The 24,130-nt window shown below is 66.1% G+C and carries 22 protein-coding genes and 1 tRNA gene; 8 read left to right on the top strand and 15 right to left on the bottom strand.

What is annotated here, in order from left to right:
- Positions 1-92 precede the first annotated feature (92 nt).
- Entirely contained in the window at positions 93-1,064 is a 972-nt protein-coding gene (gene glpX, locus AX702_RS14745; protein ID WP_066780822.1) for a class II fructose-bisphosphatase, read from the top strand.
- 13 nt (positions 1,065-1,077) lie between these two features.
- Positions 1,078-1,821 carry a CPBP family intramembrane glutamic endopeptidase gene (locus tag AX702_RS14740; protein ID WP_066780820.1) on the top strand — a complete coding sequence of 248 codons (744 nt, stop codon included), beginning with the start codon at positions 1,078-1,080 and terminating at the stop codon, positions 1,819-1,821.
- Positions 1,822-1,886: 65 nt separating this feature from the next.
- On the opposite strand, the gene nusG is transcribed toward AX702_RS14740, so the two are convergent.
- From nusG to AX702_RS14710, 6 genes are all read right to left on the bottom strand, one after another.
- Positions 1,887-2,423 (bottom strand): transcription termination/antitermination protein NusG, encoded by a 537-nt coding sequence (gene nusG / locus AX702_RS14735; RefSeq protein ID WP_066780818.1) that lies wholly within the window; start codon positions 2,421-2,423, stop codon positions 1,887-1,889.
- Between the two features lie 20 nt (positions 2,424-2,443).
- Positions 2,444-2,641 (bottom strand): preprotein translocase subunit SecE, encoded by a 198-nt coding sequence (secE, locus tag AX702_RS14730; RefSeq protein ID WP_066780816.1) that lies wholly within the window; start codon positions 2,639-2,641, stop codon positions 2,444-2,446.
- Between the two features lie 170 nt (positions 2,642-2,811).
- Positions 2,812-3,294 carry a hypothetical protein gene (locus AX702_RS14725; RefSeq protein ID WP_066780814.1) on the bottom strand — a complete coding sequence of 161 codons (483 nt, stop codon included), beginning with the start codon at positions 3,292-3,294 and terminating at the stop codon, positions 2,812-2,814.
- 76 nt (positions 3,295-3,370) lie between these two features.
- Positions 3,371-3,447 (bottom strand) — tRNA-Trp (locus AX702_RS14720).
- Between the two features lie 37 nt (positions 3,448-3,484).
- Complete coding sequence (locus AX702_RS14715) at positions 3,485-5,833, bottom strand: putative bifunctional diguanylate cyclase/phosphodiesterase (protein ID WP_066780813.1); 2,349 nt, start codon at positions 5,831-5,833, stop codon at positions 3,485-3,487.
- Between the two features lie 95 nt (positions 5,834-5,928).
- Positions 5,929-6,840, bottom strand: coding sequence for a glutathione S-transferase family protein (locus tag AX702_RS14710; RefSeq protein ID WP_066780812.1), 912 nt, complete (start codon positions 6,838-6,840; stop codon positions 5,929-5,931).
- A 149-nt stretch (positions 6,841-6,989) separates the two neighbouring features.
- Here AX702_RS14710 and AX702_RS14705 point away from each other — a divergent pair, with 149 nt between their 5' ends.
- The gene (locus AX702_RS14705) at positions 6,990-8,141 is read left to right on the top strand and encodes a serine hydrolase domain-containing protein (protein ID WP_066780810.1); all 1,152 of its coding nucleotides are present in this window, start codon (positions 6,990-6,992) and stop codon (positions 8,139-8,141) included.
- Between the two features lie 37 nt (positions 8,142-8,178).
- Here AX702_RS14705 and AX702_RS14700 read toward each other — a convergent pair whose 3' ends face one another.
- Positions 8,179-9,246 carry a phosphotransferase family protein gene (locus AX702_RS14700; RefSeq protein ID WP_231731867.1) on the bottom strand — a complete coding sequence of 356 codons (1,068 nt, stop codon included), beginning with the start codon at positions 9,244-9,246 and terminating at the stop codon, positions 8,179-8,181.
- A gap of 114 nt (positions 9,247-9,360) precedes the next feature.
- Between AX702_RS14700 and AX702_RS14695 the strand changes: the two genes are divergently transcribed.
- Positions 9,361-10,023: a TetR/AcrR family transcriptional regulator gene (locus tag AX702_RS14695; protein WP_066780808.1), complete on the top strand. Its 663-nt coding sequence runs from the start codon at positions 9,361-9,363 to the stop codon at positions 10,021-10,023.
- On the opposite strand, the gene AX702_RS14690 is transcribed toward AX702_RS14695, so the two are convergent.
- Positions 9,998-11,077: a GNAT family N-acetyltransferase gene (locus tag AX702_RS14690; RefSeq protein ID WP_066780806.1), complete on the bottom strand. Its 1,080-nt coding sequence runs from the start codon at positions 11,075-11,077 to the stop codon at positions 9,998-10,000. The genes AX702_RS14695 and AX702_RS14690 overlap by 26 nt on opposite strands.
- Positions 11,078-11,155: 78 nt before the next feature.
- On the opposite strand from AX702_RS14690, the gene AX702_RS14685 reads away from it, so the two are divergent.
- The 4 genes from AX702_RS14685 (at position 11,156) to AX702_RS14670 (ending at position 15,653) form a co-directional block, all read left to right on the top strand.
- Positions 11,156-11,605 carry a DUF2721 domain-containing protein gene (locus AX702_RS14685; protein WP_066780805.1) on the top strand — a complete coding sequence of 150 codons (450 nt, stop codon included), beginning with the start codon at positions 11,156-11,158 and terminating at the stop codon, positions 11,603-11,605.
- A gap of 58 nt (positions 11,606-11,663) precedes the next feature.
- The gene (locus tag AX702_RS14680) at positions 11,664-12,830 is read left to right on the top strand and encodes an MBL fold metallo-hydrolase (RefSeq protein WP_066780803.1); all 1,167 of its coding nucleotides are present in this window, start codon (positions 11,664-11,666) and stop codon (positions 12,828-12,830) included.
- A gap of 64 nt (positions 12,831-12,894) precedes the next feature.
- Positions 12,895-15,360: an ATP-dependent helicase HrpB gene (gene hrpB / locus AX702_RS14675; protein WP_156455507.1), complete on the top strand. Its 2,466-nt coding sequence runs from the start codon at positions 12,895-12,897 to the stop codon at positions 15,358-15,360.
- Between the two features lie 11 nt (positions 15,361-15,371).
- Complete coding sequence (locus tag AX702_RS14670) at positions 15,372-15,653, top strand: ETC complex I subunit (protein WP_066780799.1); 282 nt, start codon at positions 15,372-15,374, stop codon at positions 15,651-15,653.
- Between the two features lie 221 nt (positions 15,654-15,874).
- Here the strand turns inward: AX702_RS14670 and AX702_RS14665 are convergent, their stop codons facing one another.
- From AX702_RS14665 to AX702_RS14635, 7 genes are all read right to left on the bottom strand, one after another.
- Positions 15,875-16,780 carry a hemolysin family protein gene (locus AX702_RS14665; protein ID WP_066780797.1) on the bottom strand — a complete coding sequence of 302 codons (906 nt, stop codon included), beginning with the start codon at positions 16,778-16,780 and terminating at the stop codon, positions 15,875-15,877.
- On the bottom strand, positions 16,781-17,290 hold the full coding sequence (gene ybeY / locus AX702_RS14660) for an rRNA maturation RNase YbeY (protein WP_066780839.1): 510 nt from the start codon (positions 17,288-17,290) through the stop codon (positions 16,781-16,783). It lies immediately after the preceding gene.
- A 121-nt stretch (positions 17,291-17,411) separates the two neighbouring features.
- Positions 17,412-18,413: a PhoH family protein gene (locus AX702_RS14655; RefSeq protein WP_066780795.1), complete on the bottom strand. Its 1,002-nt coding sequence runs from the start codon at positions 18,411-18,413 to the stop codon at positions 17,412-17,414.
- A gap of 141 nt (positions 18,414-18,554) precedes the next feature.
- Positions 18,555-20,660 carry a M10 family metallopeptidase C-terminal domain-containing protein gene (locus AX702_RS14650; RefSeq protein ID WP_082746286.1) on the bottom strand — a complete coding sequence of 702 codons (2,106 nt, stop codon included), beginning with the start codon at positions 20,658-20,660 and terminating at the stop codon, positions 18,555-18,557.
- Between the two features lie 220 nt (positions 20,661-20,880).
- Positions 20,881-22,191, bottom strand: coding sequence for a tRNA (N6-isopentenyl adenosine(37)-C2)-methylthiotransferase MiaB (gene miaB, locus AX702_RS14645; RefSeq protein ID WP_082746285.1), 1,311 nt, complete (start codon positions 22,189-22,191; stop codon positions 20,881-20,883).
- Positions 22,192-22,201: 10 nt separating this feature from the next.
- Positions 22,202-22,936, bottom strand: coding sequence for a lysophospholipid acyltransferase family protein (locus AX702_RS14640; RefSeq protein WP_066780792.1), 735 nt, complete (start codon positions 22,934-22,936; stop codon positions 22,202-22,204).
- Positions 22,933-24,130: MFS transporter (locus AX702_RS14635; RefSeq protein ID WP_066780790.1), on the bottom strand; the 1,198-nt coding region annotated here is incomplete at its 5' end. The genes AX702_RS14635 and AX702_RS14640, both read right to left, overlap by 4 nt.

Raw genomic sequence — 24,130 nt, 5'->3', positions numbered from 1 at the left:
TCGCGCCGCCGCCGCGCAGCGGCAAGCGCCGTCTCGACACCGCAACGTGAGCCGCCTATCGCTCCACTGAAACAAAGACTTTGGGGGATTGAATGCCGACAGCCAGCAAGGTGCTCGACCGCGTCCTGGTGCTCGAGATGGTGCGCGTGACGGAGGCGGCGGCGATCGGTGCTTCCACCCTGATCGGTCGCGGTGACGAAAAGGCGGCCGATGCGGCCGCGGTTGAGGCCATGCGCGAGGCGCTGAACACGCTCGACATCGATGGCACGGTGGTGATCGGCGAGGGCGAGCGCGACGAGGCGCCAATGCTGTTCATCGGTGAAAAGGTTGGCGCGGCGCAAGGCACCGGTCCCCGGATCGACATCGCGCTCGATCCTCTCGAGGGCACCACCATCTGCGCCAAGGCCGGGCCGAACAGCCTTGCCGTGCTGGCGATCGGCGAGGAAGGCTGCCTGCTCAACGCGCCGGACGTGTATATGGACAAGCTTGCCGTAGGCCCGGGCCTGCCCGACGGCGTGATCGACCTCGACAAGACGCCGACGCAGAATATCGAGGCGATCGCAGCGGCCAAGGGCGTCCGCCCGAACGAGATTATCGCCTGCGTGCTGGATCGTCCGCGTCACGAAAAGCTGATTGCGGAGCTTCGCTCGATTGGCTGCGGCGTGGTGCTGATCGGCGACGGCGACGTGGCTGGCGTGATCGCGACCACCGATCCGGACACCACCATCGATGTGTACATGGGTTCGGGCGGGGCACCGGAAGGCGTGCTGGCCTGTGCTGCGCTTCGCTGCGTCGGCGGCCAGTTCAAGGGGCGGCTGCTGTTCCGCAACGAGGACGAGCGTGCCCGCGCCCGCAAGTGGGGCATCACCGATCTCGACAAGCAATATGACCTGAAGGAACTGGCGAAGGGCGACTGCATCTTTGCCGCCACCGGCGTCACCGATGGCTCGCTGCTGGAAGGCGTGAAGCGGCGCGGCAAGACGATGACGACCGAAAGCGTCGTGATGCGCGCGTCGTCCGGCACGGTTCGCTGGGTTAAGGGTGAGCATCGGCTCGACCGCTAATGCGGAATAATTGATGCTGGCCGCAGCGCTGCTCCTTGCCGCGCTCGGCCTGCTCGCTCACGGTTGGCGGACGAAGCGGAGCCTGGCGGCGCGCATCGCATGGGCGGTCCGCGGCGATGCCGCTTCCCGGCCGCGCGCTACCCTCGGCTGGGCGCTCGGCATCGCCATCATGTATGGCGCCACGGCGCTGGTCGCGCTTGCGCTCCTGGGTCGGCTGGACGCGCTTATCATGTTGCCCGGCGAGTTTCGGATTGCGGCCATGCAACTGCGCGTCAGCCCGCTCGGCATGGCGGCCGTGGCAGAGATCGCCTGGTCAATCGCGGGCGGCTTCGTGCTGGGCGCGATCGCTGTGATCGTGATGGCGCGCCGTGGCTGGCTGCGCCTCGGCTGGATGTACCGCTCGCCTGCGATTGCCATGAACCGGCGCGAAGCCGGCGCCGCCCTCCTGCTTGCCGCTGCGGCAGGAGTGGGGGAGGAAATGTTCTTCCGCCTGCTGATCCCGCTGCTCGCTGCTCTTGTCACCGGCAGTGGTGTGGCGGGTTGCCTCACGGGCTGGGCCGCCTTCACCCTGGCGCATCGCTATCAGGGAGCGCTTGGCATGGGCGCCGTCGCCCTTGTTGGTGCGGTGCTGGTGTGGCTGTATCTCGCCACCGGCCTCTTGTGGCTGGTGGCCCTGCTGCACACGCTGGTCGATGCCAATGCGCTGGTGCTGCGGCCCTGGCTGGAAAAGATGGCGCGTTCCCGCCCGGAGACGTGACGTCGGCCACAGGTGCGGCGCGCCGGAAGCGAAGCGGGGAGCGGCCATGCGCTCCCCGGATGGAATTACTTGCTGCGCTCGACCTGCTCGAAATCGAGTTCGACCGGCGTGGCGCGGCCAAAGATCGACACCGACACCTTCACCTTCGACTTGTCGAAATCCAGTTCCTCGACGGTGCCGTTGAAGCTGGCGAACGGGCCTTCCAGAACCTTGACCGCATCGCCGATCTCGAAATCGACCTTGACCTTCGCCTTGGGCGCGGCAGCGGCCTCTTCCTTGCTGTTCAGCATGCGAGCGGCTTCCGCCTCGCTGATCGCCTGCGGCTTGCCGGACGAGCCGAGGAAGCCCGTCACCTTCGGCGTGTTCTTGACGAGGTGATAGACCTGGTCGGTCATGTCGAGCTTGGCCAGAACATAGCCCGGCATGAACTTGCGCTCGACCTGCACCTTCTTGCCGCGGCGGGCCTCCTGCACCGTCTCCGTGGGCACCTCGATGCGCTCCACGAGCTGTTCCAGGCCCATGCGGCTGGCTTCGGCCATGATCGCGTCGCGAACCTTGCCCTCGAATCCGGAATAAGCGTGGATGATGTACCAGCGTGCCATGTGGGGACGCGTCCTTCTCGTTACTTGGCCAGGCTCAGCAGCGCGTTGACGATCGCGTTGAACGCCGAATCCACGCCCAGGAAGAAGAGCGCCAGGATCGTCGTCATGATCATCACCATGACGCCGGTCATGATCGTCTCGCGCCGGGTCGGCCAGACGACCTTCTTGGTCTCGGCGCGAACCTGGTTGATGAATTCGATCGGGGACGTCTTCGCCACGTGCCTTGCCTTTTATTCGTTCAAACCGGAAGCGGGGCATGCCCTCTCTACCGCTCCCCTCGTAAGGAAACGGTGAATTGGCCGTCCGCGCTGTCGGATGCGACCGGCGAGATAGCGTTGCACAGGTGCAAGAGCAAGGGCAGAGCGTTTTCTCGCCCGTGACGTCGCCGTTATTGGTGAATCATCTCCACCGCGACGTCGCGAACCTTGGCCGCGCCGCGCTGGACGTCGAAGTCGCATTCGCGATCCTCGACCACGTCGAGCACCGTCTTGCCGGGCTCGGCGGGATTGTCGGTCAGCATCTTCACCGGGCACCGCCACGCCAGGTTGAACGGCTTGCCCCATTGTTCGCCCTGCGCCTCGGCATAGGCGTAGCAGGTGTTGCCCACCATCTCCGCACCGGCAAAGCGATAGCCGCCGGCATCGACCAACTGGCGGATCACCCCGCCACCATAATCGCGGCCTTCGGGCGTCGAGACGAAGGCGGCCCGCAGCGAGCTGTTGCCGCTCTCGCTGGCGGAGGTAAGCCCCGTGCACAGCGCGACGTCCGGGTTGTCCTGTTCCTCTGTGGAGGCGACCGGAATGGTTGTGGAAGCCGAATCGCAGCCCGTCAGGACAAGGGCGGATGCGGCGATGAGCGTTGCAGTCTTCATTCGTCTTCCGGTCAGGCGTGAAAAAGAACACTGACCCGCGGCAATGCCAGGCCGGTCGGCCAAGCCGCGAAGAGGCTGGCAGGGGAGCTCGGATTCGAACCGAGGGCCTTCGGTTTTGGAGACCGACGCTCTAACCAGCTGAGCTACACCCCTGCAGCAGCACCGCCCTTAGCGGTGCTCGGCGCGCTGTTCAAGCCGCGCGAATGGCCGATCTGTTGCGAAGCGCGATGGCGCGCGCTTCCGCGACGGGAAGCGGGCGGCCGAAATGATAGCCCTGGATCTTGGAGCAGCCCAAGGCGCGAATCAGCGTCAGCTCGTCGACGGTCTCCACGCCCTCTGCCGTGGTCGCCATGCCCAGGCTGTTGGCCAGCGCCACCACTGCCCGAATGATGGCGAGGGCTTCGGGCACGCCCTTGGACGCGCCCGTCACGAAGCTGCGATCGATCTTGATGGTCGAGAAACGGGTCCGGGAAAGATAGCCGAGTGAGGAGTAGCCGGTGCCGAAATCGTCAAGGCTCAGCCGCACGCCCAGTTCCAGGATCCGCTCCAGCGCCTGCAATGCGGCCGTCGCCTCGCGCAGGAACACGCTTTCGGTAACTTCGAGCTCCAGTCGGTGTGGGGAGATTCGGCTGTCCGTCAGCGACTGCGCCACCGCCGCAACGAACTTGGGACTGTGCAGCTGCTCCGGCGATACGTTGACCGCGACGCGCACGTCATCGGGCCATTGCGCGGCTTCCTCGCAAGCGGTCCGCACGACCCATTCGCCGATCGGGCCAATCAGCCGGGTTTCTTCCGCGATCGGGATGAACTTGGCAGGAGAAATCGTCCCGAATTCGGGGCTGTTCCAGCGTAGCAGCGCCTCGAAACCGACCAGGCGCTCGCTGCCGGCATCCACCACAGGCTGGTAATCGAGGTGGAGCTCGCCCTTTTCGAGCGCCTTGCGCAGCGCCATTTCAAGGACGCGCCGCTCCTCCGCGTCGACATGGAGTTGCGGCTCATAGGCGTGGAACACGCCGCCGCCCGCATCCTTGGAGCGGTAGAGCGCAAGGTCGGCCGACCGGATCAGCGTTTCGGCCGTGCGCCCGTCGCGCGGTGAGGTGGCCACGCCGACGGAGGCGCCGATGTAAAGGGTGTGCTGGTCCACCTCATAAGGGCGCGACAGCGTTTCGATGATCCGGTGCGCCAGCTTCTCGACCCGGCTGGCGTCCGTCGCATCATTCATGACCACCGCGAATTCGTCGCCGCCTAGCCGTCCAATCAGTTCGTTTTCCGTGATCAGCTCCGCCAGCCGCTCGGACACGCGGCCGAGCAGACGGTCGCCGATCGGGTGGCCGAGCGTGTCGTTCACCGCCTTGAAGCGATCCAGATCGATCATCATGAAGGCCGCGCGGCTGCCCCAGCGTTCCGCCTCGGTCAGCGCGCGCGCCAGCGCTTCGTTAACGAACAGCCGATTGGGCAGGCCGGTCAGCGCGTCGAAGCGGGCCATGCGGTTGATCTTGTCGGCCGTGGCGCGTTGTTCGGTCACGTCCGAACCGACGCCGCGGAACCCGACATATTGGCCGCGTTCGTCCAGCCGCGGGTTGGCGGTGATTTCCCACCAGCGCTGCTCGCCGTTTACCGTCACCGGCAGGGAGAGGTCGCGAAACGCTTCGCGCCGCTTCAGCTTGTCGGCCAGCAGGCGAAGCGCGGGTGCGAAATCGCCTGTCTCCCAGCTTGCCCCGGCGAGCGCCTGGAGCACGGGCATCCCCTCCAGCTGCTCTGGTGTGCTGCCGAGCGCGAGGGCAAAGCGGGTGTTCACCTTGCACAGCCGGCGCTGCGAATCGGTTTCCCACAGCCAGTCGGCCCCGCTGTCCTCGAATTCGCCGAGCAGCAGGCTCACCGTTTCATGGCTATCGGACAGGTTCATCTCGAACCCGCGCAGCATCAGCAGGAACCGCGCCCGCGCGAGGCAGGTGGTGATGAGCAATGCGCCCAGAAGAACGGTTGCCGTCGCGGCGAAGAATTGCTGCTGCAGCAGGAGGAGCAGGGCCGCGGTGAACGCCACGCCGCCGATAAAGGTAAGGGCTGCCAGCACCAGCGGCGCTAGCGCGAAGGCCGCCGCCGCCATCAGGACGGCAAGGATCATCCACAGGTTGAAGGTGGTCGCCGGCGCCTTGGACGCGAACACCAGCGGCGGAAAGCTCCACATCGCCGCCAACGCCAGCCCTTCGAGCGCCGTGTCGCGCAGCTCCTGGAGAGTGGCATAGCCTTCCTCCAGGTGCCGGGTGCGCAGCCGCCGGACGGTGATGGCGCCCGCCACCGCCATCAATGTCATCAACCAGGCGGCGAGCCACCAGATCGGAACGGCATTCTGGAACAGCCGGGTCACGGCCATGCCACCCATCAGGTTCGCCGCGAGGAGAAGAAGCGCCAGCCGTCGACCGGCAAACAACTGGGTCGCGCGCAAGCGGCTCCAGAAAACCGGATCGTCGCCCTCACTGATGCCGAGCAGTTGCCGGAGCGAAACTGGCGTGGGGCGTTGGGTTGATCGTGAGCTCACGATGGCACTTATGATCTGTTAGAGTTTACTGATCGTTGCGCTCGCCTGCCAAAATGGAGTCATTTTACTGCGTCGTCAGGGACCGCTTTGTTCGGTCACTGCACCGGAGAGAGCGCAAAGGTCAATCGGGGCACGTGAACCACCACGCCGCCGGCGCGGGGATCCTCCCGGGCGATCGACCAATGGTGCAGCGACGATCCGACCAGAGTGCCGCGAATCGGATCGCGCCCGTAATCGGTCGCCGCTGCGGCAACCTCCTTGCCAGCTAGTGCCGCATCTTCGGCCAGTACGGATGCTTCGAGCGGCGTCCCGGCACGCGCGGCGTCAACCGCATCTTCCCGGCTGGCCGTTCCGCGATCACCATGGCCGATGGCGCGCACGCGGTCATACCAGGCATCCAGCCCCGGCAGGCCCTCGAATGCCGCCGCGCCGGGCGCATGGAAGGAGCGAACGAACCACAGGTTGTAATAGCAGGTGGCGTCGACCAGGCCGGGCCGGTCGCCGGACAGGAACTGGCGACCGTCGGAAAGCTGTTCGCTGATGCACGCCGCATGCGCGCGCAACTGACCCGACATGTGCGGCACGGCGGCCCGCATGGCGGCGGGATCGAACGGCTGCCCGCTCAATTGTTCGCGATCCTTCTTGAATGCCGGATCCACGGCGTCACCCAGCCCTCCGAAGATCACCGCCACTGCCGCCTGGAAGAAGGACCGGTCCGTCCATTGCGCCAGCGCCTGGTCGATGCCGGGGGTGCGGGCTGGGAACAGCGTCGGTTCGGGAAAGCGGCGTTCCAGTTCGCGCACGATCAGCACGCTGTCGCAATAGATGTCCGCGCCGATCTGCATCACTGGAATGCGGCGATACGCGCCCGTGAGTGCAAGCAGGTCGGGCTTCGGCATGATCACCGGCTGATCCACCGCCGCCCAGGAAAGCTGCTTGATGCCAAGGCAGATGCGCACCTTCTCGGAAAATGGCGAGCTGTCATATTGGTGCAGAAGGATAGTCATATGGCGGTCCCCTCCCGGTCGCTGCTCAGGCGGCAGCATCGTCATGGCGTAGCGCAGCGCCCAATTAAGTCGACCGTTTTCTTTGTCGCGGTGGCGATTGCCAAGGTGATCTTCGCTTGCGAGGGTTGGGCCATGGAGAATGTTGCGTAATGCTGCTCGCGCTTGCCGCCGCGACCATACCGGTTGCCACCGTTCAGGTCGCGTTTGATCGGAAGGGTGAGGTGCAGGTCCGGGCGAGCGGGCTGGCGAATGTCGAGACTGGCCGGCCGGTCACCGCGGACGATCCGGTCCGTATCGCGTCGATTTCGAAGCTGGTGACGGCGATCGGCGTGATGCGCCTAGTGGAGCAGGGCGTGCTCGATCTGGACGCCGACGTCTCGGAGCAGCTCGGTTGGCGCGTGCGCAACCCGGCCTATCCCGATAAGCCGATCACGCTTCGGCTGCTGCTGTCGCATCGGTCGAGCCTCACCGACGCCGGCGGCTATCTGCTGACGCGGGACGATCGGCTGCAGGACAAGCTGGCCGAACCCAAGGTGTGGGACGGGCAGCATCCACCCGGCAGCTTCTTCCGCTACACCAATCTGAACTTCCCCGTGATCGCTGCCGTCATGGAGCGGGCGACGGGCGAGCGGTTTGACCGGCTGATGCAGCGGCTCGTCCTCCAGCCACTCGCGCTTGACGCCTGTTTCAACTGGGCAACGTGCAGCCCGGCGGCGAAATCTCGCGCGGTCGTCCTGTACGATCAGGGCAAGGCCGTTCGTGACGATCCCGGCTTTGTTGCCGGCTGCCCGGTCACGCCGGCGCGGAATGGCTCCTGCGATCTGGCGACATGGCGGGCGGGTACGAACGGCAGCCACTTTTCGCCCCAGGGCGGCTTGCGCATCTCGATGCGCGGATTGGCGAAGATCGGCCGCCTGCTGCTCGGTGACGGCGCGGTCGATGGCGTGCGGCTGCTTTCGCCGGCGTCGATGACGCTGCTGACAACACCGGAGTGGACGTTCAACGGCAGCAATGGCGTTCAGAACGAAGAGGCGGAGGGCGGCGTCCATCCAGGCGGGTTCAACTGCCGCTACGGGCTGGCCGTCAGCTTCACGGCAACACCGCTGCCGGCGTGCCGCGACGATCCGGTCGGCGATGGGCGTCCCCGGATCGGTCATGCCGGAGAGGCTTATGGACTGCGGTCCGGCCTTTGGGTCGACCGGGCAGGCGGAACCGGGATCGCCTATTTCGCCACGAACGTGCCGGTGGAACCCGGCGCGCATTCGGCGCTGACCCGCACCGAGGAACTGCTGGCGAGATAAGGCAGGGTGCCGCTTCGCCGTGCGCCGCCGGCTTCGCTCACATCAGCGGCTTGTCGATCCGCCGCAATGCGCGCTCGAACAGCGAGATGGTGTGGGCGTGCAGCTGATCGCCGATCGGCTTGGGCGTGAGGCCGGCGCACGCGCGCGCATGGCTTCCCTCCAGGATCGCGCCCAGCTTGAACGGCGCGAGCACCGTATACCACCGCGCCTCTGCCGCGGTCCGTCCGGTGGCCGCCAGATAGCGATCGACAATCTCGCCAAGCGTGGGAAAGCCCTCCCACGGGGTCACCGAAACGCGCTGGTGCGGCTCGTCCGGGTCGCGCCAGGTGGCGGTGAGCCAGCCGAGGTCGAGCATGGGATCGCCGCGACTCGCCAGCTCCCAATCGACGATCGCCGCCAGGGCCGGCGAATCGGGCCGGTACATGACATTGGCCAGATGATAATCACCGTGGATCAGGCCCGGCTTCATGGTCGTGGGGCGGTTTGCCTCCAGCCAGCCGCAGATCGCATCCACGTCCGGCAGGGCGGCATAGCCGGTCCAGCCCTCGAACTTGGCATAGCCGTCAAGCTGCGCACGCCAGCGCGGCACCTGCCGCTCCAGCCACCCGTCCAGCTTCCCCAGATCGTCCAGCCCGGCCTCATGCGGATCGATCCGCGACAGCGCCACCGCGCCGTCCACGATGGCCTCGCCCATTTGCCGCCGCACCGCGGCGCTGCGAGCATGGAGCGGAGGCAGGCCGACGGTGGCGTTGAAGCCGTCGATCGGCTCCATCAGGTAGAAAGCGGTGCCGAGGATCGCCGGATCCCCTTCGCCGGCGATGAAGCCGGGATGCGGCACATCCGATCCCGCCAGCGCGGCCAGCACTTTCATCTCGCGGCGCATCACCTCATCGCTTTCGGGGCGTGGGCGGCGCGGCGGGCGCCGCAGCACGTAGGTGCGGCCGGCACGCTCGAACCGCAGCAGGATGTTCTGCGTGCCGCCGCCAAGCGTTTCGGCATGAACGATCGGTCCTTCGCCCAGGCGCTTGCCGTCCATCCAGCGCGCCAGCGCGTCGAGGTCGATCAGTTCCGCCCAAGCCTCGCGGTCGTGCGCCAAGGTCGCCACGATCCCTCTCCCGCTCTTATAAGTCGTCTGCTTTACCATAAGCGGGCAGCGGCGAGCGTCAATCTAAGCCGGATGACTTGAACCGCGCGGCGGCTTGGCCGATGCTCTCGCCGCATGAACCTTGCGCGTCCCCAATCCGCCGGCCGTGGCGGCACCACCCGAAACGAGTTGAAGCGCGCGGCGCGCCGGCTCTTCGCCGAACGCGGCATCGCCGCCGTCGGCATGCGCGAGATCGTGGAAGCGGCCGGGCAGCGCAACGCCGCTGCGGTCCATTATTATTTCGGCAGCAAGGACGATCTGCTGCGCGAACTGGTGGTGGAGGGGGCCGACCTGATCGACGGATCGCGCATGCGCATGCTCGACGATGCCGAGGCCCGCGGCGAACTCAGCTTGCGGGATGTGGTGCGGGCTTTGGTCGTGCCCAATGCGTCGTTGACGGGCGAAACAGGGGAGGGTGAAACCTACTTCCGCTTCATGACCAGCATGCAGACCGAGCGTCGGCAGATGTTCGATGAATGGGCCGGGGGTGAGCATTCGGAAGGCTATGTGCGCTGCCTGGCGCATTTCCACCGGCTGCTCGATCACTTGCCGCACGCCCTGGTCAACCAGCGCCTGCTGTTCGCCGGCCTGTCGCTTCGGACGCTGCTCGCCGGGCGAGAGGCCGCGCGTGATTCGGGCGCGGGCCCCGACCACCCTTATTGGGGTGAGCCAGTGGCGCTGGACGGGATGATCGATGCGGTGGAGGCGATCCTTATCGGTCCCGCCACGCCAGACTGACCACCGGCGCCAGGGCGGCCGGCATGCCGGGACGTAGCAGGAGCCAGTCACGGATTGCCGGGCCTGCTTCGGCGCCGATCGTCCGCTTGTAACCGCTGTCGCCGGCGCCCCAGTCCACCCGCGTGATGCCGCGCTCCAGCGCGTGGACCAGATTGCGGTAATATAGCAGCTTTCCCGGCGAATGCTTGGCAAAGGCGGGATCGTAGCTGTTCGCGATTGCGTATTTCAGCTCGCCGGCGTCGATGTCGAAGGAGAAGGCGGCGGGCCTTCCGTCCACCGTCAGCACGGCCGCGCGGAACATGTCTGCGATCACCGGATCGGCCGCAGCAGCGCGCCAGAAGGCACCATGGCCGGCCCGCGTGAACTTGGCGTCACGCCCGTCGGTGCGGGTGGCGATCCAGCTGGCCCATTCGATATTGGCGAGATCGTCGAACGCCGCCGGCCAGTCAGCTCCCGACAGGAACGACCATTGCAAGGCTCCGTGCTCTGCCAGATGCTTTTCGTGGAAGCGGTTCTTGCGCAGCGTGGAATTGCGCGGCCAGGTTCCCGCAACGCGTGCCGCCGCCATGTCGAGCAGGAAGCTGGTCGCGACCGTGCGGCTCAGCACTGCCCAGCCGCGGCTCCGCGCCGCCGCGATGAATGGCGCGGCCGATGCGTCGCCATCATAGACGGGGCCGATGCGCAGGGCAGTGACGCTGCGGGCCAGCTGGTCCAGCGCAGCGTCGCGCGCCGTGTCATCGATCCCGGCCGCCGCGGGGAAACTGCGAAATGGCCAAAAGCATCCGGAAATCGCCGACAGCCCCAGGAAACGTGGGCCGATGTCGTGCATCGGCAATGCCAGAAGCGGCCGATCGTGCCGCGTGACGATCAACGTCCTCGCACGCCCGCCATAGGCCTGCAGCGCCGCGTCGAACCACGCTCGGCGCAGAAAACCGTGGCTCGCCGGCGCCGCTTCGGCAACGTCGTCAATGGCTTGCGGGAGCCCCTCCACCACGCACGCCTCCGCAGAACCGGAAAAACGGTGTAGCGCGCCAGGGGACCAATGCTTCGACATGAGCTGGCCTTAAATCAAATCCTCTTACCATCATCTTGCAACTTGCTGCCATGCGGCAGGCGCGCCACATTCCAGCTGATGAATTATTCCCCCGAAGTGCTGACGATCGCGCAGACGATCCAGCTTTCGCTCAGCCCGGTGTTCATGCTCGCTGGTATTGGTGCACTTCTGAACGTGCTTGCCGGCCGATTGTCCCGCGTGATCGATCGGGCACGCACCATCGAAGCCTTGTTCCCGAATACCACAGGTCCCGATCGGGCGCGGCATGCATGGGAGTTACGGCTGCTTGACCGTCGCATGACGATCATCAATCGCGCGCTGTTCCTGGCGGTGAGTTCGGCCGTGATGACCTGCGCGGTGGTCGCGACGCTGTTCGTGGCGGTGCTCGCCAGCCTTCACATCGGGCAGCTCGTGGCGATCGCCTTCATCCTCGCCATGGTTCTGCTGATTGCAAGCCTCGCCTGCTTCATGATCGAAGTCAGCAAATCAATGCAGGCCAACCGTGTGCGCGAAGAACTGATGCGCTGAATAGCGCCGCCATGCGTTCGGTGTGGTTCCTGAGATACAAGAACGCGAGGGGCATTGATTGGCGCGGTTCCTGAAGCTTGCCGCCACCGCGGTGCTGTTCCTCCTCATCGCGGCCGGTCTGGCGGTGACGATCATCCCTCGCTTTCTGGATCGCATTTATTACCGCGGACCTGTCAGCGCGCATTTTGACGGACAGCGCTTTTTCAATCCCGATGGCGAAGACACGGCGCGCGTGCCGAGCGGCGGCAGCCGATCTGGGTTCTTCTGGCGGTTCCTGACGGGCAGTGACGGGCGACCCCCATGGCCGCAAAACGTGGCGGTGACGCCATCGGTGCCGGCGCGGCGCGTGGCAGGGGATCGCATGGTGGCGACCTGGATCGGCCATGCAAGCGTGCTAGTGCAGACGCAGGGCCTGAACATCCTCACCGATCCGATCTGGTCGGAGAATGCGGGGCCGCTGGGATTTGGCCCCCGACGGGTCATGGCGCCCGGCATCCAGTTTGACGATCTGCCGAGGATCGACTTGGTCCTGGTCAGCCACAATCACTACGATCATCTCGACACATCGACATTGAAGCGGCTTTGGGATCGCGATCGTCCGCTGATCCTCACGAGCCTCGGGAACGACAGCGTGATCGCCCAGGCGGGCGTATCTGCCAAAGCGCTGGACTGGGGCCAGCGGGTGAGCGTTCGCTCCGGTGTGGAGGTGATCGTCACCCGCAATCACCATTGGGGAAGCCGGTGGTTCACCGATCGCAATCGCGCGCTCTGGTCCGCTTTCACCGTCCGCCTTCCGGGAGGCAATCTGTTCTTTGCCGGAGATACGGGGCTTGGTGACGGAAAATGGCCGCGCGAGGCGGCGTCTTATGGTCCCGTGCGACTGGCATTGCTGCCGATCGGCGCCTTTCGTTTCGCGCCAGGGCAGCTGGAATCGGGAAGTCATATCGGGCCGCCCGATGCGGTGCGGGTGTTCCACCGCATGGCGCCGGAGCGGGCGCTTCCGATCCACTGGGGCACGTTCCGCCTGAGTTATGAGGCGCGTGACACGCCGCCGCTGATGCTGTCGGCGATCCTGCGCTGTGCCGGCTATGATCCGTCGCGTTTCGTCTCCACTCGGCCTGGCGTGCCGGTTGACGTGCCCTCCGTGGTGCAGCGGCAGCCCGGCGGCAGCGAGGCGCGGATCGATGAGTGCCTGCGAACACGCGCAGTGAGGGCGCTACACTGACGCTGCGGGTCGCGGCGTGTGACGGGTTCATTTTCGGGCAGGTGCCTGTCACAGAGCGCGAATGATGGCTGCCAGCGACTTGCCGATCCATGCCGTTATGCCCGACCTGCTCGCGGCATTGCGGGAGCGATCGTCCGCAGTTCTGGTCGCCCCGCCGGGTGCCGGCAAGACGACAGCGGTTGCACCCGCCCTGCTGGACCAGCCCTGGTGCACCGGCGAAGTGCTGCTGCTCTCCCCACGCCGTCTTGCCGCGCGCGCCGCCGCTGAACGGATGGCCGCCCTGGCCGGCGAGCCAGTGGGCAAGACCTTTGGCTATGCCACCCGATTGGACACCAAAAAGTCGGCCGAGACGCGCGTCACGGTTGTCACCGAAGGCATCTTCACTGCCCGGATCCAGCGCGATCCCGAGCTTGCCGGCGTTTCTGCCGTGTTGTTCGATGAGGTTCACGAACGCAGTCTCGACGGTGATTTCGGCCTTGCCCTTGCGATCGATGCTCAGGCAGGCCTGCGGGAGGACCTGCGCCTCCTTGCCATGTCGGCGACTCTGGACGGCGCGCGCTTCGCCACCCTGCTGGGAAGCGCGCCTGTTATCGAGAGCGCGGGGCGAAGCTGGCCGCTGTCGTTGGTTCATCTCGGCCGCAGCCATGAACGGATCGAGGATGCGGTCGCCGCGGCCGTGCGCCAGGCGCTGCACGAGGCGGAGGGCGGCGTGCTCGCGTTCCTGCCCGGCGTCGCGGAAATCGAGCGAACGGCGGAGCGGCTCGACGGAATGCCCGGCGTCGTGCTGCACCGTCTGCACGGTAGCCTCGATCCGGCAGCGCAGCGCGCCGCCATTCGCGCGGAGCCTGATGGCCGCCGCAAGCTGGTGCTGGCGACATCGATCGCGGAAACGAGCCTGACGCTTGACGGCATTCGTATCGTGATCGACTCGGGGCTGGCGCGTCGTCCGCGCTATGACCGTGCCGCCGGTATGACGCGGCTGGTGACCGAGCGCGCCAGTCAGGCGTCCGTCACGCAGCGCGCGGGCCGCGCGGCACGGCAAGGTCCCGGCACGGCCTATCGCCTATGGGAAGAGGCGGCGACAGCTGGCCTGCCACGGTTTGATCCGCCGGAAATCCTGGAGGCGGATCTTTCCGCACTGGTTCTCGCCAGTGCGGTCTGGGGGGTGGCCGATCCGCGGGATCTCGCCTGGATTGATCCTCCGCCCGATGCGGCCGTGGCGGAGGCGCGCGCCAGGTTGTTGACCCTCGAGGCGATCGACGGCGACGGCCGCCCCACGCAGCACGGCCGCGCCATCGCGGGCTTGCCGATGCCGCCGCGCCTTGCCCACATGTTGCTTCGCGCCGGCGCGCTGGGCCTCTCCGTTATCGCGGCCGAAGTCGCCGTGTTGTTGAGCGAGCGGGGGCTGGGCGGCAACGATCCGGATCTCGAACTGCGGTTGCGTCGCTGGCGAAGCGATGGCTCGCCCAAGTCGCGTTCGGCAAAGCAGCTCGCCGAACGGTGGAGCCGCGGCGTTCTGCGAGCATCTGCGGAGGGCGCGACATCGCTGTCGCCGAGTGCCCGGGGCGCCGAAGTGGCGGTGGCGCTGGCCTTCCCGGATCGGATCGCCAGGCGCCGGGACGCATCGGGAGAGCGCTGGGCCACGGTCGGCGGTCGCGGGTTAAAGCTTGATCCTGCGTCCTCACTCGCGCGCGAGGAATGGTTGGCGGTCGCAGAGACGCAGGGCATGGCGGCGGGCGCGCGCATCCTTTCCGCCGTTGCCATTGATGAGGAAACGGTGTCGGCCCTTTTCGGCGACCGCATCGAAACGCATCATCTGGCTGATTTCGATCCCGAGACCGGCGGCGTCCGCCCGATGCGAGAACGTCGCCTGGGTGCCATCCGCTTGGCCAGCGCACCGGATCCCAATGCGCCGCCGGCAACGATCGAGGCGGCGTTGATCGAAGGGGTGCGGCGTTACGGCCTGTCGCTATTGCCCTGGAGCGACGGCGCACGCGCCTTTCGCCAGCGGGCGATCTACGCCGGCCTGCCGTTCGGCGATGAAGCCCTGCTCGGCCGCCTCGACGATTGGCTGCCGGCGCTCGTCACTGGCAAGCGGAGGTTGGACACGATTGCACCTGGCGCGCTGACGGACGCGCTGCGCAACCTGCTTTCCTGGGAAGATCTGCAGCGCGTGGAGCGGATCGCGCCCGCCAACTTCACTAGCCCGGCCGGCAGCACCCATGCGATCGACTACGCGGCGGAAGGCGGCCCAAGGGTGGAGCTTCGCGTTCAGGCGCTGTTCGGCCTTTCAGACCATCCGCTCGTTGGCGCAGATCGCGTGCCGCTCGTCTTGTCGCTCACGTCGCCGGCCGGCCGCCCGATCCAGACGACCCGCGATCTTCCGGGCTTCTGGGCGGGTAGCTGGAGCGCGGTCGCAAAGGAAATGCGTGGCCGTTACCCCCGCCACCCCTGGCCCGACGATCCCGCCGCGGCCTCGGCTACGCTGCGAACAAAAAATGCCGATGCAAGAGCGCGCGGATCACGATAAAGGACATGCCCATGCCGACCGCCCGTATCTTTCAACGCCCGAAAAACGCCATGCAATCGGGCAAGCACCGCACAAATCTCTGGCAGCTCGAGTTCGAGCCGAACGAAGCGCAGCGCGCCGATCCGCTGATGGGCTGGGCCGGAAGCGGCGACACCCAGGGGCAGGTTCGCCTCGGCTTCGCGACGCTGGACGACGCCAAGGATTATGCCGAACGTCAGGGCATCGCTTATGTCGTGGTGCCGGCGCCCGAGAAGAAGCTCAAGCTGCAAAGCTACGCCGACAATTTCCGCTGAGCCTTTGCTCCTCCCGCCATGCAACCGGGAAGGAGCGCGAACCAGCGTCGCCTGATCTACACGCGGCAGGAATCGTAACGTCTAGGGTTTGATCCGTCTCTCCAGCGAAGGCCGGGGCCAGTTGAGAAAGCGGCAGGGATTGTGGCTTCGCGCGATCTACCGCCTTTCCTGCGGCGCGGCGCTCCGGCTCCGGTCGACCTCGGCCCCACGGGAGGAGCTCGCTACTCCTCCTCAGGTTCGGGCACTGGCGGGTGAAGGCGAACGCGGTTGATCCGGCGTTCGTCGGCATCGATCACTTCGATGCGCCAGCCGCTGGGATGGTCGATACAGTCGCCGGGTTCGGGCACGCGTCCCGCCAGCACGGCGGCCAGGCCGCCGATCGTGTCGACATCGCTCTCCGCCTCGGCAAGGCGCGGATCGACGACCTTGCCGACATCCTCCAGTTCAACTCGGGCGGTCGCCTCCCAGGCGCCGCCGTCGAGCGGTACGAGCATGATTTCGGGCGCCTCGTCATGCTCGTCCTCGATCTCGCCAACGATCTCCTCGATCAGATCCTCGATCGTCACCAGCCCCTCGGTGCCGGAATATTCGTCCAGCACTACGGCCAGGTGAACGCGCGTCTGGCGCATATCGGCGAGCAGATCGAGCGCGCCCCGGCTCATCGGCACGAACAAGGGCTGGCGGATCAGGCTGGTAATGTCCGAAGGGCGCGGGCCGTCACCGGCGAGGATGGCGAACACGTCCTTGATATGGACCATGCCGACGATGGTATCGAGCTTTTCGCGATACACCGGCAGCCGGCTTACGCCTGCATCGGCGAAGACGTGCACGATCTCGTCAAAGGTGGTCTGCTCCTCCACCGCAATAATGTCGGCACGGGGCACGCCCACGTCGCCGGCATCCCGCTCGCTGAAATGGAGCAGGTTGCGCACCATCTGCCGCTCGAGCGGGGTCAGGTCGCCCTTGGTTTCCGGGCCGGGATCTTCCTCGTGGCGGTCAATCGCCGCCTCCAGGACATCGCGCAGCGTCGCCTCTTCGGAATCCCCGAAGATCAGGGTGCGCAGGCCGCGCCAGATACTGCCTTCATTCGGCTCGCCGTTTCCGGCGCTACTTCGGTCCTCGGACACTTAGTCCTCTCGTATGGCATAGGGATCCGCAATGCCGAGCGTGGCGAGCGCGTCGCGCTCGATCGCTTCCATCGCATCCCCTTCGTCGTCGCTCATGTGATCATAGCCGAGCAGATGCAAGCTGCCATGCACGATCAGATGGGCAAGATGGTCCTCCACGCTGATCCCGCGTTCAGCCGCTTCCGCCACGCAGACACCGTGCGCCAGCACGATATCGCCCAGCAGGACCTCGCCGTCGTCGGAATTCTGACTGACCGTATCGATCAGGTCCGGCTGCACCATCGGAAAGGAGAGGACGTTGGTGGCCTTGTCCTTGCCGCGATACTGCGCGTTGAGGGTCTGCACCTCGCCGTCCGAGGTGAGGCGGATGCTCACCTCCACCGTCGCACGCGTGTCGAGCAGTGTGCCGAACGGCGTGGCGCCGATCGCCGCGCGAACCGCAGCGGTCGCGATCCCTTCCCAGCCGCCGTCGGGCCAGGGCTCTTCCTGGAGGAGGGCGATATCGATCATGGATGATTCCCGTGCATCAATTGGCCGCTTTTGGAGCAGCATGGCCTGCGTTCGGCCGCGGTCGGCATCTTGCCGGCCAGAGGCGCGCGCTGGCAGGCAGGCGTGCCGGGCATCAGGCACCTCAAGCGTCCCGGCCCTCATATGCCTCGACGATCCGGCCGACGATCGGGTGGCGAACGACGTCGGCGGCGCTGAAGCGCACCATCGCAATCCCCTCCACGCCTTCCAGGCGCATAGTCGCGTCGGCAAGCCCGCTCGCCGCTACGCCCCCGGGAAGATCGGTCTGGTTGGGGTCGCCGCAGATCACCATGCGGCTGTTCTGGCCGAAGCGGGTGAGGAACATCTTCATCTGCGCCGGCGTCGTGTTCTGCGCTTCGTCGAGGATCACGAAGGCATCCGCCAGCGTCCGTCCGCGCATGAAAGCGATCGGGGCAATCTCGATCTCCCCGCTGGCTATCCGCCGCTCGACCTGTTCGGCGGGAAGGCAATCATACAGCGCGTCGTACAGCGGACGCAGGTACGGATCGACCTTCTCCTTCATGTCGCCCGGCAGGAAGCCGAGCCGCTCCCCGGCCTCGACAGCGGGACGCGAGAGGATCAGGCGCTGGACGCTGCCGGTGATCAATTGCGCGACGGCCTGCGCCACGGCGAGATAGGTCTTGCCCGTGCCGGCCGGCCCGAGCGCGAAGATCATGTCATTATGCACTAGCTCGCGCATGTAATGCGCCTGCGCCGGAGTACGCGGTACGATCGTCTTCTTGCGCGTGCGGATCATGATCGGCGGTGCGCCGCCAGACTTTTCCGCGGAAATGATGCCATCAAGCGTGGGTTCGGCCGCCATGGCGATCGAGGCGTCGACCAGGCCGGCATCCACCTCCTCGCCGCGCTGTATGCGGACATAGAGATCGTTCAGCACGTCGCGAGCCAGGGCGACCTGCTCCGCCGTTCCCTCCAGCCCCACGCGGTTGCCGCGCGCGGTGATGTAAACGCCGAGCCGGTTTTCAAGCGCCACCAGGTTTCGATCATATTGGCCGAACAATGCGCTGAGCAATTGAGGCCGGTCGAAGGTCAGTTCGACCCTGCTGCGATCGCCCGCTTGGGCGGGTACGGGCTTTCGGCTCATCTGGCTCCCTGAAGGTGCGTCATGCCTTGTCAATGTGGCAGCGCAATCGGCGAAGTGTAAGTCCCATCCTGCCGACAAACGGAAACGGCGCCGGATCGTTGCGGAATTACCGCAATCGACCCGGCGCCGTCGTTCGTCAGATCAGACGATGACGCAGTTGATCACGTCCAGCGCATGGACCGGTGACACCGGCGCATAGGAGAGCGCCGGTTCGAAGCCGGCGGCCACGCTGGCGACGCCCGTTGCCGAACCGCTGGCGAGGCGCACGTCATCAAGATCGAACGCGCTCGGGTTGACGGCAGCAGGCGTGCTCGCCGCAGGGGAGGCGAGCCCGATCTGCTCCAACGGCACCGGCGCCTCATAGACGCGACCGGCGGCAAACGCGCTGGTCACGCTCATCAGCGTCTCGGTTTCGCCGGCATAGCCATAAAAGAACAGGCCATCCGCTTCGCCCAGGAACTCGATCCCGCCGTCATGCTCGAGACCCTGCAGGATCACGCGCGAGCCGGTCTCGGCATCGATCACGAGCGAACCGTTGCTGCCCACCCGGATGACGTCGTCATTGTTGGGATCGGCCAGCGCCTTGTCCGTGACGATGATGTCGTCGCGACCGAAATCGGTGATGCGATCGACGCCCGTGCCACCCTCAACGGATTTGAAGACGAACGCGTCACGGCCGCCGCCGCCGGTCATGCGATCGTCGCCGGCGGCGCCTTCCAGGATGTTCGTGGCTGCATCGCCGGTCAGTCGGTCGGCGAAGGCCGAGCCGATCACGCCCTCGATGCTGGTGAAGCGGTCGCCCCCCGCGCCGGCCGAACCCACGCCGTTGAGCAGCGATACGGTGACGCCTGCCGTCGCCGTTTCATAGCTGACCGTATCGAGGCCGGCGCCGCCATCCACGCGATTGGCTGCGCTGTTGACCACGATCAGGTCGTCGCCGCCGCCGCCAACGGCGTTCTCGATCACCGCGCCGTAAGCGATGGAGACGTTATCGGTGAACAGGCCGTTCTCGAGGCCCAGTTCGTCGCGCAGCGCGACATAATAATCGTACTGCTCCTGGGTCCGCGGCGCAAAGCCGAGCGCTGCGCGGTTGGCGTTTACCTCTTCGAGCGACGGGAATTCGATCACGCCGCCACCGGAGGAAAACGCGCCTTCGTTCAGGTCGATGATCGACGGCGTGTCCCAGCCCGAGAAGTCGATCGTGTCGCGGCCGCCGGCATCCCAGATGGTGACGATCGGGCGCGTGTTGAGCGTGAAATCATAAGCGTCGCGATCGGCGTTCGAGTTGAAGCCGTAGGTCGTGTTGCCGGTGCGCGTCGTGGTATCCACGCCGTAGATCGCCTGGATGGCGGCAATGTCATGCACCAGCGGCGTTGCCGCATAGGCGAAGTTCGCCAGCGTGAAGTCGATATGCTGTGCGCCCGTCTCATAAGCGTCGAAATAGCTCATGATCGAATATTGACGCGAGTCCTGCGCGAAGAAGGCGTCATTGGCATAGGTGATGGGATCAGGCACGCCGTCACCATCGTCATCATCGGTCGCGTTATAGTCGCCCGGATGGCTGAGCCCGATGGCATGGCCGATCTCATGGATCATCGTCGTGACGGCGTAATAGCTGTCCGTCAGCGGGAAGAAGTTCGACGAGACGAAGCCGTCGATCCACACGTCACCGCCCAGGCGGCCGACTTCCTCGAAGCTGTAAGCCTCGTTGTAGGCTGCGTCGTCGACGTCGCCGAACGGCAGATAGGCATAAGCCTGCGCGCCGCCGGTGCTCGTATTGCCGAAAGTGATGTCGGCGCTGCCCGACTTGGTTTCCTGGAACGAGATGGAAATGAGGTCGTCCCACAGGTTCATGGAACGACGCGCCACCATCTTCTGGTCGACATCGAACGCCGAGAAAGCGTCGCGATAGTAGGCTTCGTCGAACGAAACTGTGCCAAAGATGTTGACGTAATAGCTGTTGGCAAGCTCGGCGTAGTTCTTCCAGAACCCGAAGTTCAGAACGCCGTCGTCCAGCTCGCCGTAATTGTTGGTGTACCAGTCATAGCCCGAACGGTTCAGATTGGCCGAGATCGTATCAACATCCCAGATCGGCTTGTCGGCATAGGTGCCGCCGGCATCGGGATCGAGCGACGCGTAATCCACCCAGCGGCCGTCATCCCAGATCTTGCCCTCGGGATGTGCTTCGCCGCCGACGCAAGCGGGGCATTGGCACTGCGCGCCTTCTGGCGCTTCCACTACTGACATCTTGATGGTCTCCCCTGTTGGCAAATAACAGGACAAGGCATCGCCTAAGCCAAGCACCGCCAGCAAAGTGGCGGCCCATCGTGATACAAGATATCATTTGTGGGAGTTGCCGTGAGAATCAACATTCGTTGGGCAACGGTGCTGACGTAACGCGAAACCCTCATCTGTTATTATGCGTGAGAGCCTCTCGCGTTACGCGCAACCTGTCAACAACTTGGCCTTACGCGGCGAAAGAAAATTTCGGTACGCCGCTCAGGGAGTTGGGGCCCGCCTCGGCAAGTGTCACGGAGACCAGATCGCCGATCGCATGATCACCCAACAAGTGCACGGACTGCAGCCAGGGCGACTTGCCCAGCATCTGCCCCGGCAGCTTGCCGCGCCGTTCGATCAGCACATCGCAGCTGCGCCCGACGCTTGCCTGGTTGAACGCGTGCTGATCGCGATTGAGCGCCGCCTGCAACTGCTGCAGCCGCTCGTCCATCACCGCTTCGGGCAGCTGATCGGCCATGTCGGCGGCGGGGGTGCCGGGGCGCGGGCTGTATTTGAAGCTGAACGCCTGGGCGTAGCCCACGGCGTCCACCAGACGCAGCGTCTCCTTGAACTCGGCGTCTGTCTCGCCCGGAAAGCCGACGATGAAGTCGCCAGACAGCGCAATGTCCGGGCGCGCCGCACGAACGCGATCAAGCAGGCGCAGGTAGGAATCGCGCGTGTGGCTGCGGTTCATCGCCTTCAGCACCCGGTCGCTGCCCGCCTGCACCGGCAGGTGCAGGAACGGCATCAGGCTCTCGACGTCCCGGTGGGCGTCGATCAGGCCCTGAGCCATGTCATTGGGGTGGCTGGTGGTGTAACGGATCCGCGCGAGGCCGGGGATGCGATCCAGCGTCCGTATCAGGTCGTGCAGGCCGAAAACCACGCCATCCGTCCAGGCGTTGACGTTCTGGCCAAGCAGCGTGATCTCGCGCGCGCCGGCATCGACCAGCGCCTTCGCCTCATCGACGATCGCGGCGAACGGCCGGCTGACCTCGGCGCCGCGCGTATAAGGCACCACGCAATAGGTGCAGAACTTGTCGCACCCTTCCTGCACGGTGAGGAACGCGCTTGGTCCGACTTTCCGCCGCGCGGGAAGGGCAGCGAACTTGGACGCGACCGGCATGTCCGTATCGACCGATGCGGTGCCGGCCGCGGCTTCCGCCACCAGCCGGGGGAGGTTGTGATAGGCCTGGGGGCCGACCACCACATCCACCTTGGCGCGCCGGACGATCTCCTCACCCTCGGCCTGCGCCACGCAGCCGGCCACCGCGATCATCGGCGCGCGCCCATGCTTGCGCAGGCGGCCGATATCCGAAAACACCTTCTCGGTCGCTTTTTCGCGGATATGACAGGTGTTCAGGACAACGAGGTCGGCGTCATTGGCATCGGCGGTGGCGGTCATGCCCTGGGCGGTCATCAGTTCCGCCATCCGCTCGCCATCATAGACGTTCATCTGGCAGCCGAAGGATTTGACGGCAAAGGTTTTTGGGGCAGGCTTCATGGGGCCGCGCCTATAGCGAAGACGGGCACCTTTCGCCACCGGCGGCGGCGATCCGCGCGCGCGCCTCGGCGGCGATCGCCTTGCGCCCCGGAAACTCGTGCGGGTCGAAGGGATCACAGAAGTGGATGGTGGCGGCAAAGCTGCCGCGCCGGCGGAGCACGCGCAGGGCGTGGGATGTGCCGGGCTCGTCCCCAACCCACGCGAGTTCCGCCGTTGCCGGACCATAGTCGATGCGCACCGGCTGGACCATCACGCCCGGCGGCGGGGGATCCAGCACCGCGAGCAACGCCGCCTTGAAGGGGAGGAGCGCCTTTCCGTCACCCGTGGTGCCTTCCGGAAAGATGGTGATCGCCCAAGCCTCGGCCAGCGCGTCGCGCAGCGCGTTGATCTGGTCGGCCACCGCCATGCGATCCTCGCGGCGCACGAAAATGGTGCCGTTCAGCGTGCACAGCCATCCCACCAGCGGCACGGCCCGCAGTTCCGCCTTGGCGACAAAGGCGCTGCCGTTGCGCCCGGCCAGGATCGGAATGTCCATCCAGCTGAGGTGATTGGATACGAACACCACGTCGCGCCGCAGCGGGGTACCGATCGTACGCCGCCGCGCGCCGATGATCCGGGCAACGCTGCCGAGAAACCACTTGGGCCAGGGGGACGGCAGCCGCACCAGTCGCCAGAGCAGGTGGAGCGGCACGGCGAGCAGCAGCGCCAGCACCAGCGCTGCCACCCGCAGGATCAGGCGGATCAAGTGAAGTCGGTCTCGCCAGCCGCCCGCGCGCGATCCTCACGGCTGGCTTCGGCGGCGGGAACGAGCCGGTACGCAGCGATCGCGGCGCCCAGCGTGATCGGTACGGTGACGAGCAGCGAAAGCATGCCGGTCGACAGGCTCCCCGTCAGCGAGGACACCCGGCCCGCGAGATAAGGCCCAAGCGCCAGGCCGAGCAGCGTGGTGCCGATGAAATAGGTGGCAGTCGCCGCCCCGCGCATGCGCGGCAGCACCAGATCCTGCGTCGTGGCCGCCGAATTGCCCAGGCCCCAGCTCGCGGTGAATTGCGCGATGAAGAGGCAGACGTAGAGCACGATGGGCGTGTCGGTGGTGAAGCCGATGGCGAGAAACGGAACCGGCAGCACGGCGCCCAGCGCCACCATGATCAGCCGCCCGCCCGCGTTCCGCTGTCGCAGCCTGTCGCCCAGAATGCCGCCGACCGTCACGCCCAGAAAGCCGGAAACCGCACCCATGCCGCCCAGGATCAGCCCCGCCTCCGCCGGCGCCACGCCAAGCTCGCGCATCGCATAGGGAGCGGCCCAGAAGCCGGCGGCATAGCTGAGAAAGGCATTGAGCCCATAAGCGACCACCGTGCAGAGGAACGCCGGCGTGCCGATGATCAGGGCGAATGTCGCCGGATCGCGATGGCGCAGCGCGCTCGCCCAGGAGAAAACGGCGTAGAAGCCAAGGCCCACCGCGACCCATTGCGGCAGCGGTTCTCCGAAAGCGACGAGCAGCGCGATCGCGCCCGCGGCCACGACTGCCGCGACCAGGTTCAGCACCAGGGTTCGCGTGCCGAGGCGTGCGGCGCCGATCAGCGTGAACGGCGGAACGATCGTCAGCAATTCTTCGAAGAACGCCTTGAAGGGGGCCGGATGCGGCGGCTGTGCCAACCCTTCGGAAAGCCCGCGCACCGGCTCGCGCAGCGTCGCGATCCACAGCGAGATGATGATCCCCGGCAGGCCGACGGCGAGGAACGCGGCCTGCCACCCGGCAAGGCCGAACGGGCCGCCGTTCGGATAAGCGGCGTTCCAGCTCTGGACGATCAGCCCGCCGATGAAGAGCGAGATCCCCGCGCCGACATAGATACCGGCCGAGTAGATCGACAAAGCGGTGCCGCGCAGCTTCTTCGGGAAAAAGTCGGAAATCAGCGAATAGGCCGAAGGGCTGGCGGTT

The sequence above is a fragment of the Sphingomonas sp. CCH5-D11 genome, from assembly GCF_001557395.1.
Lineage (GTDB): Bacteria > Pseudomonadota > Alphaproteobacteria > Sphingomonadales > Sphingomonadaceae > Sphingomonas.
This window is presented reverse-complemented; position numbering and strand designations above follow the sequence as displayed.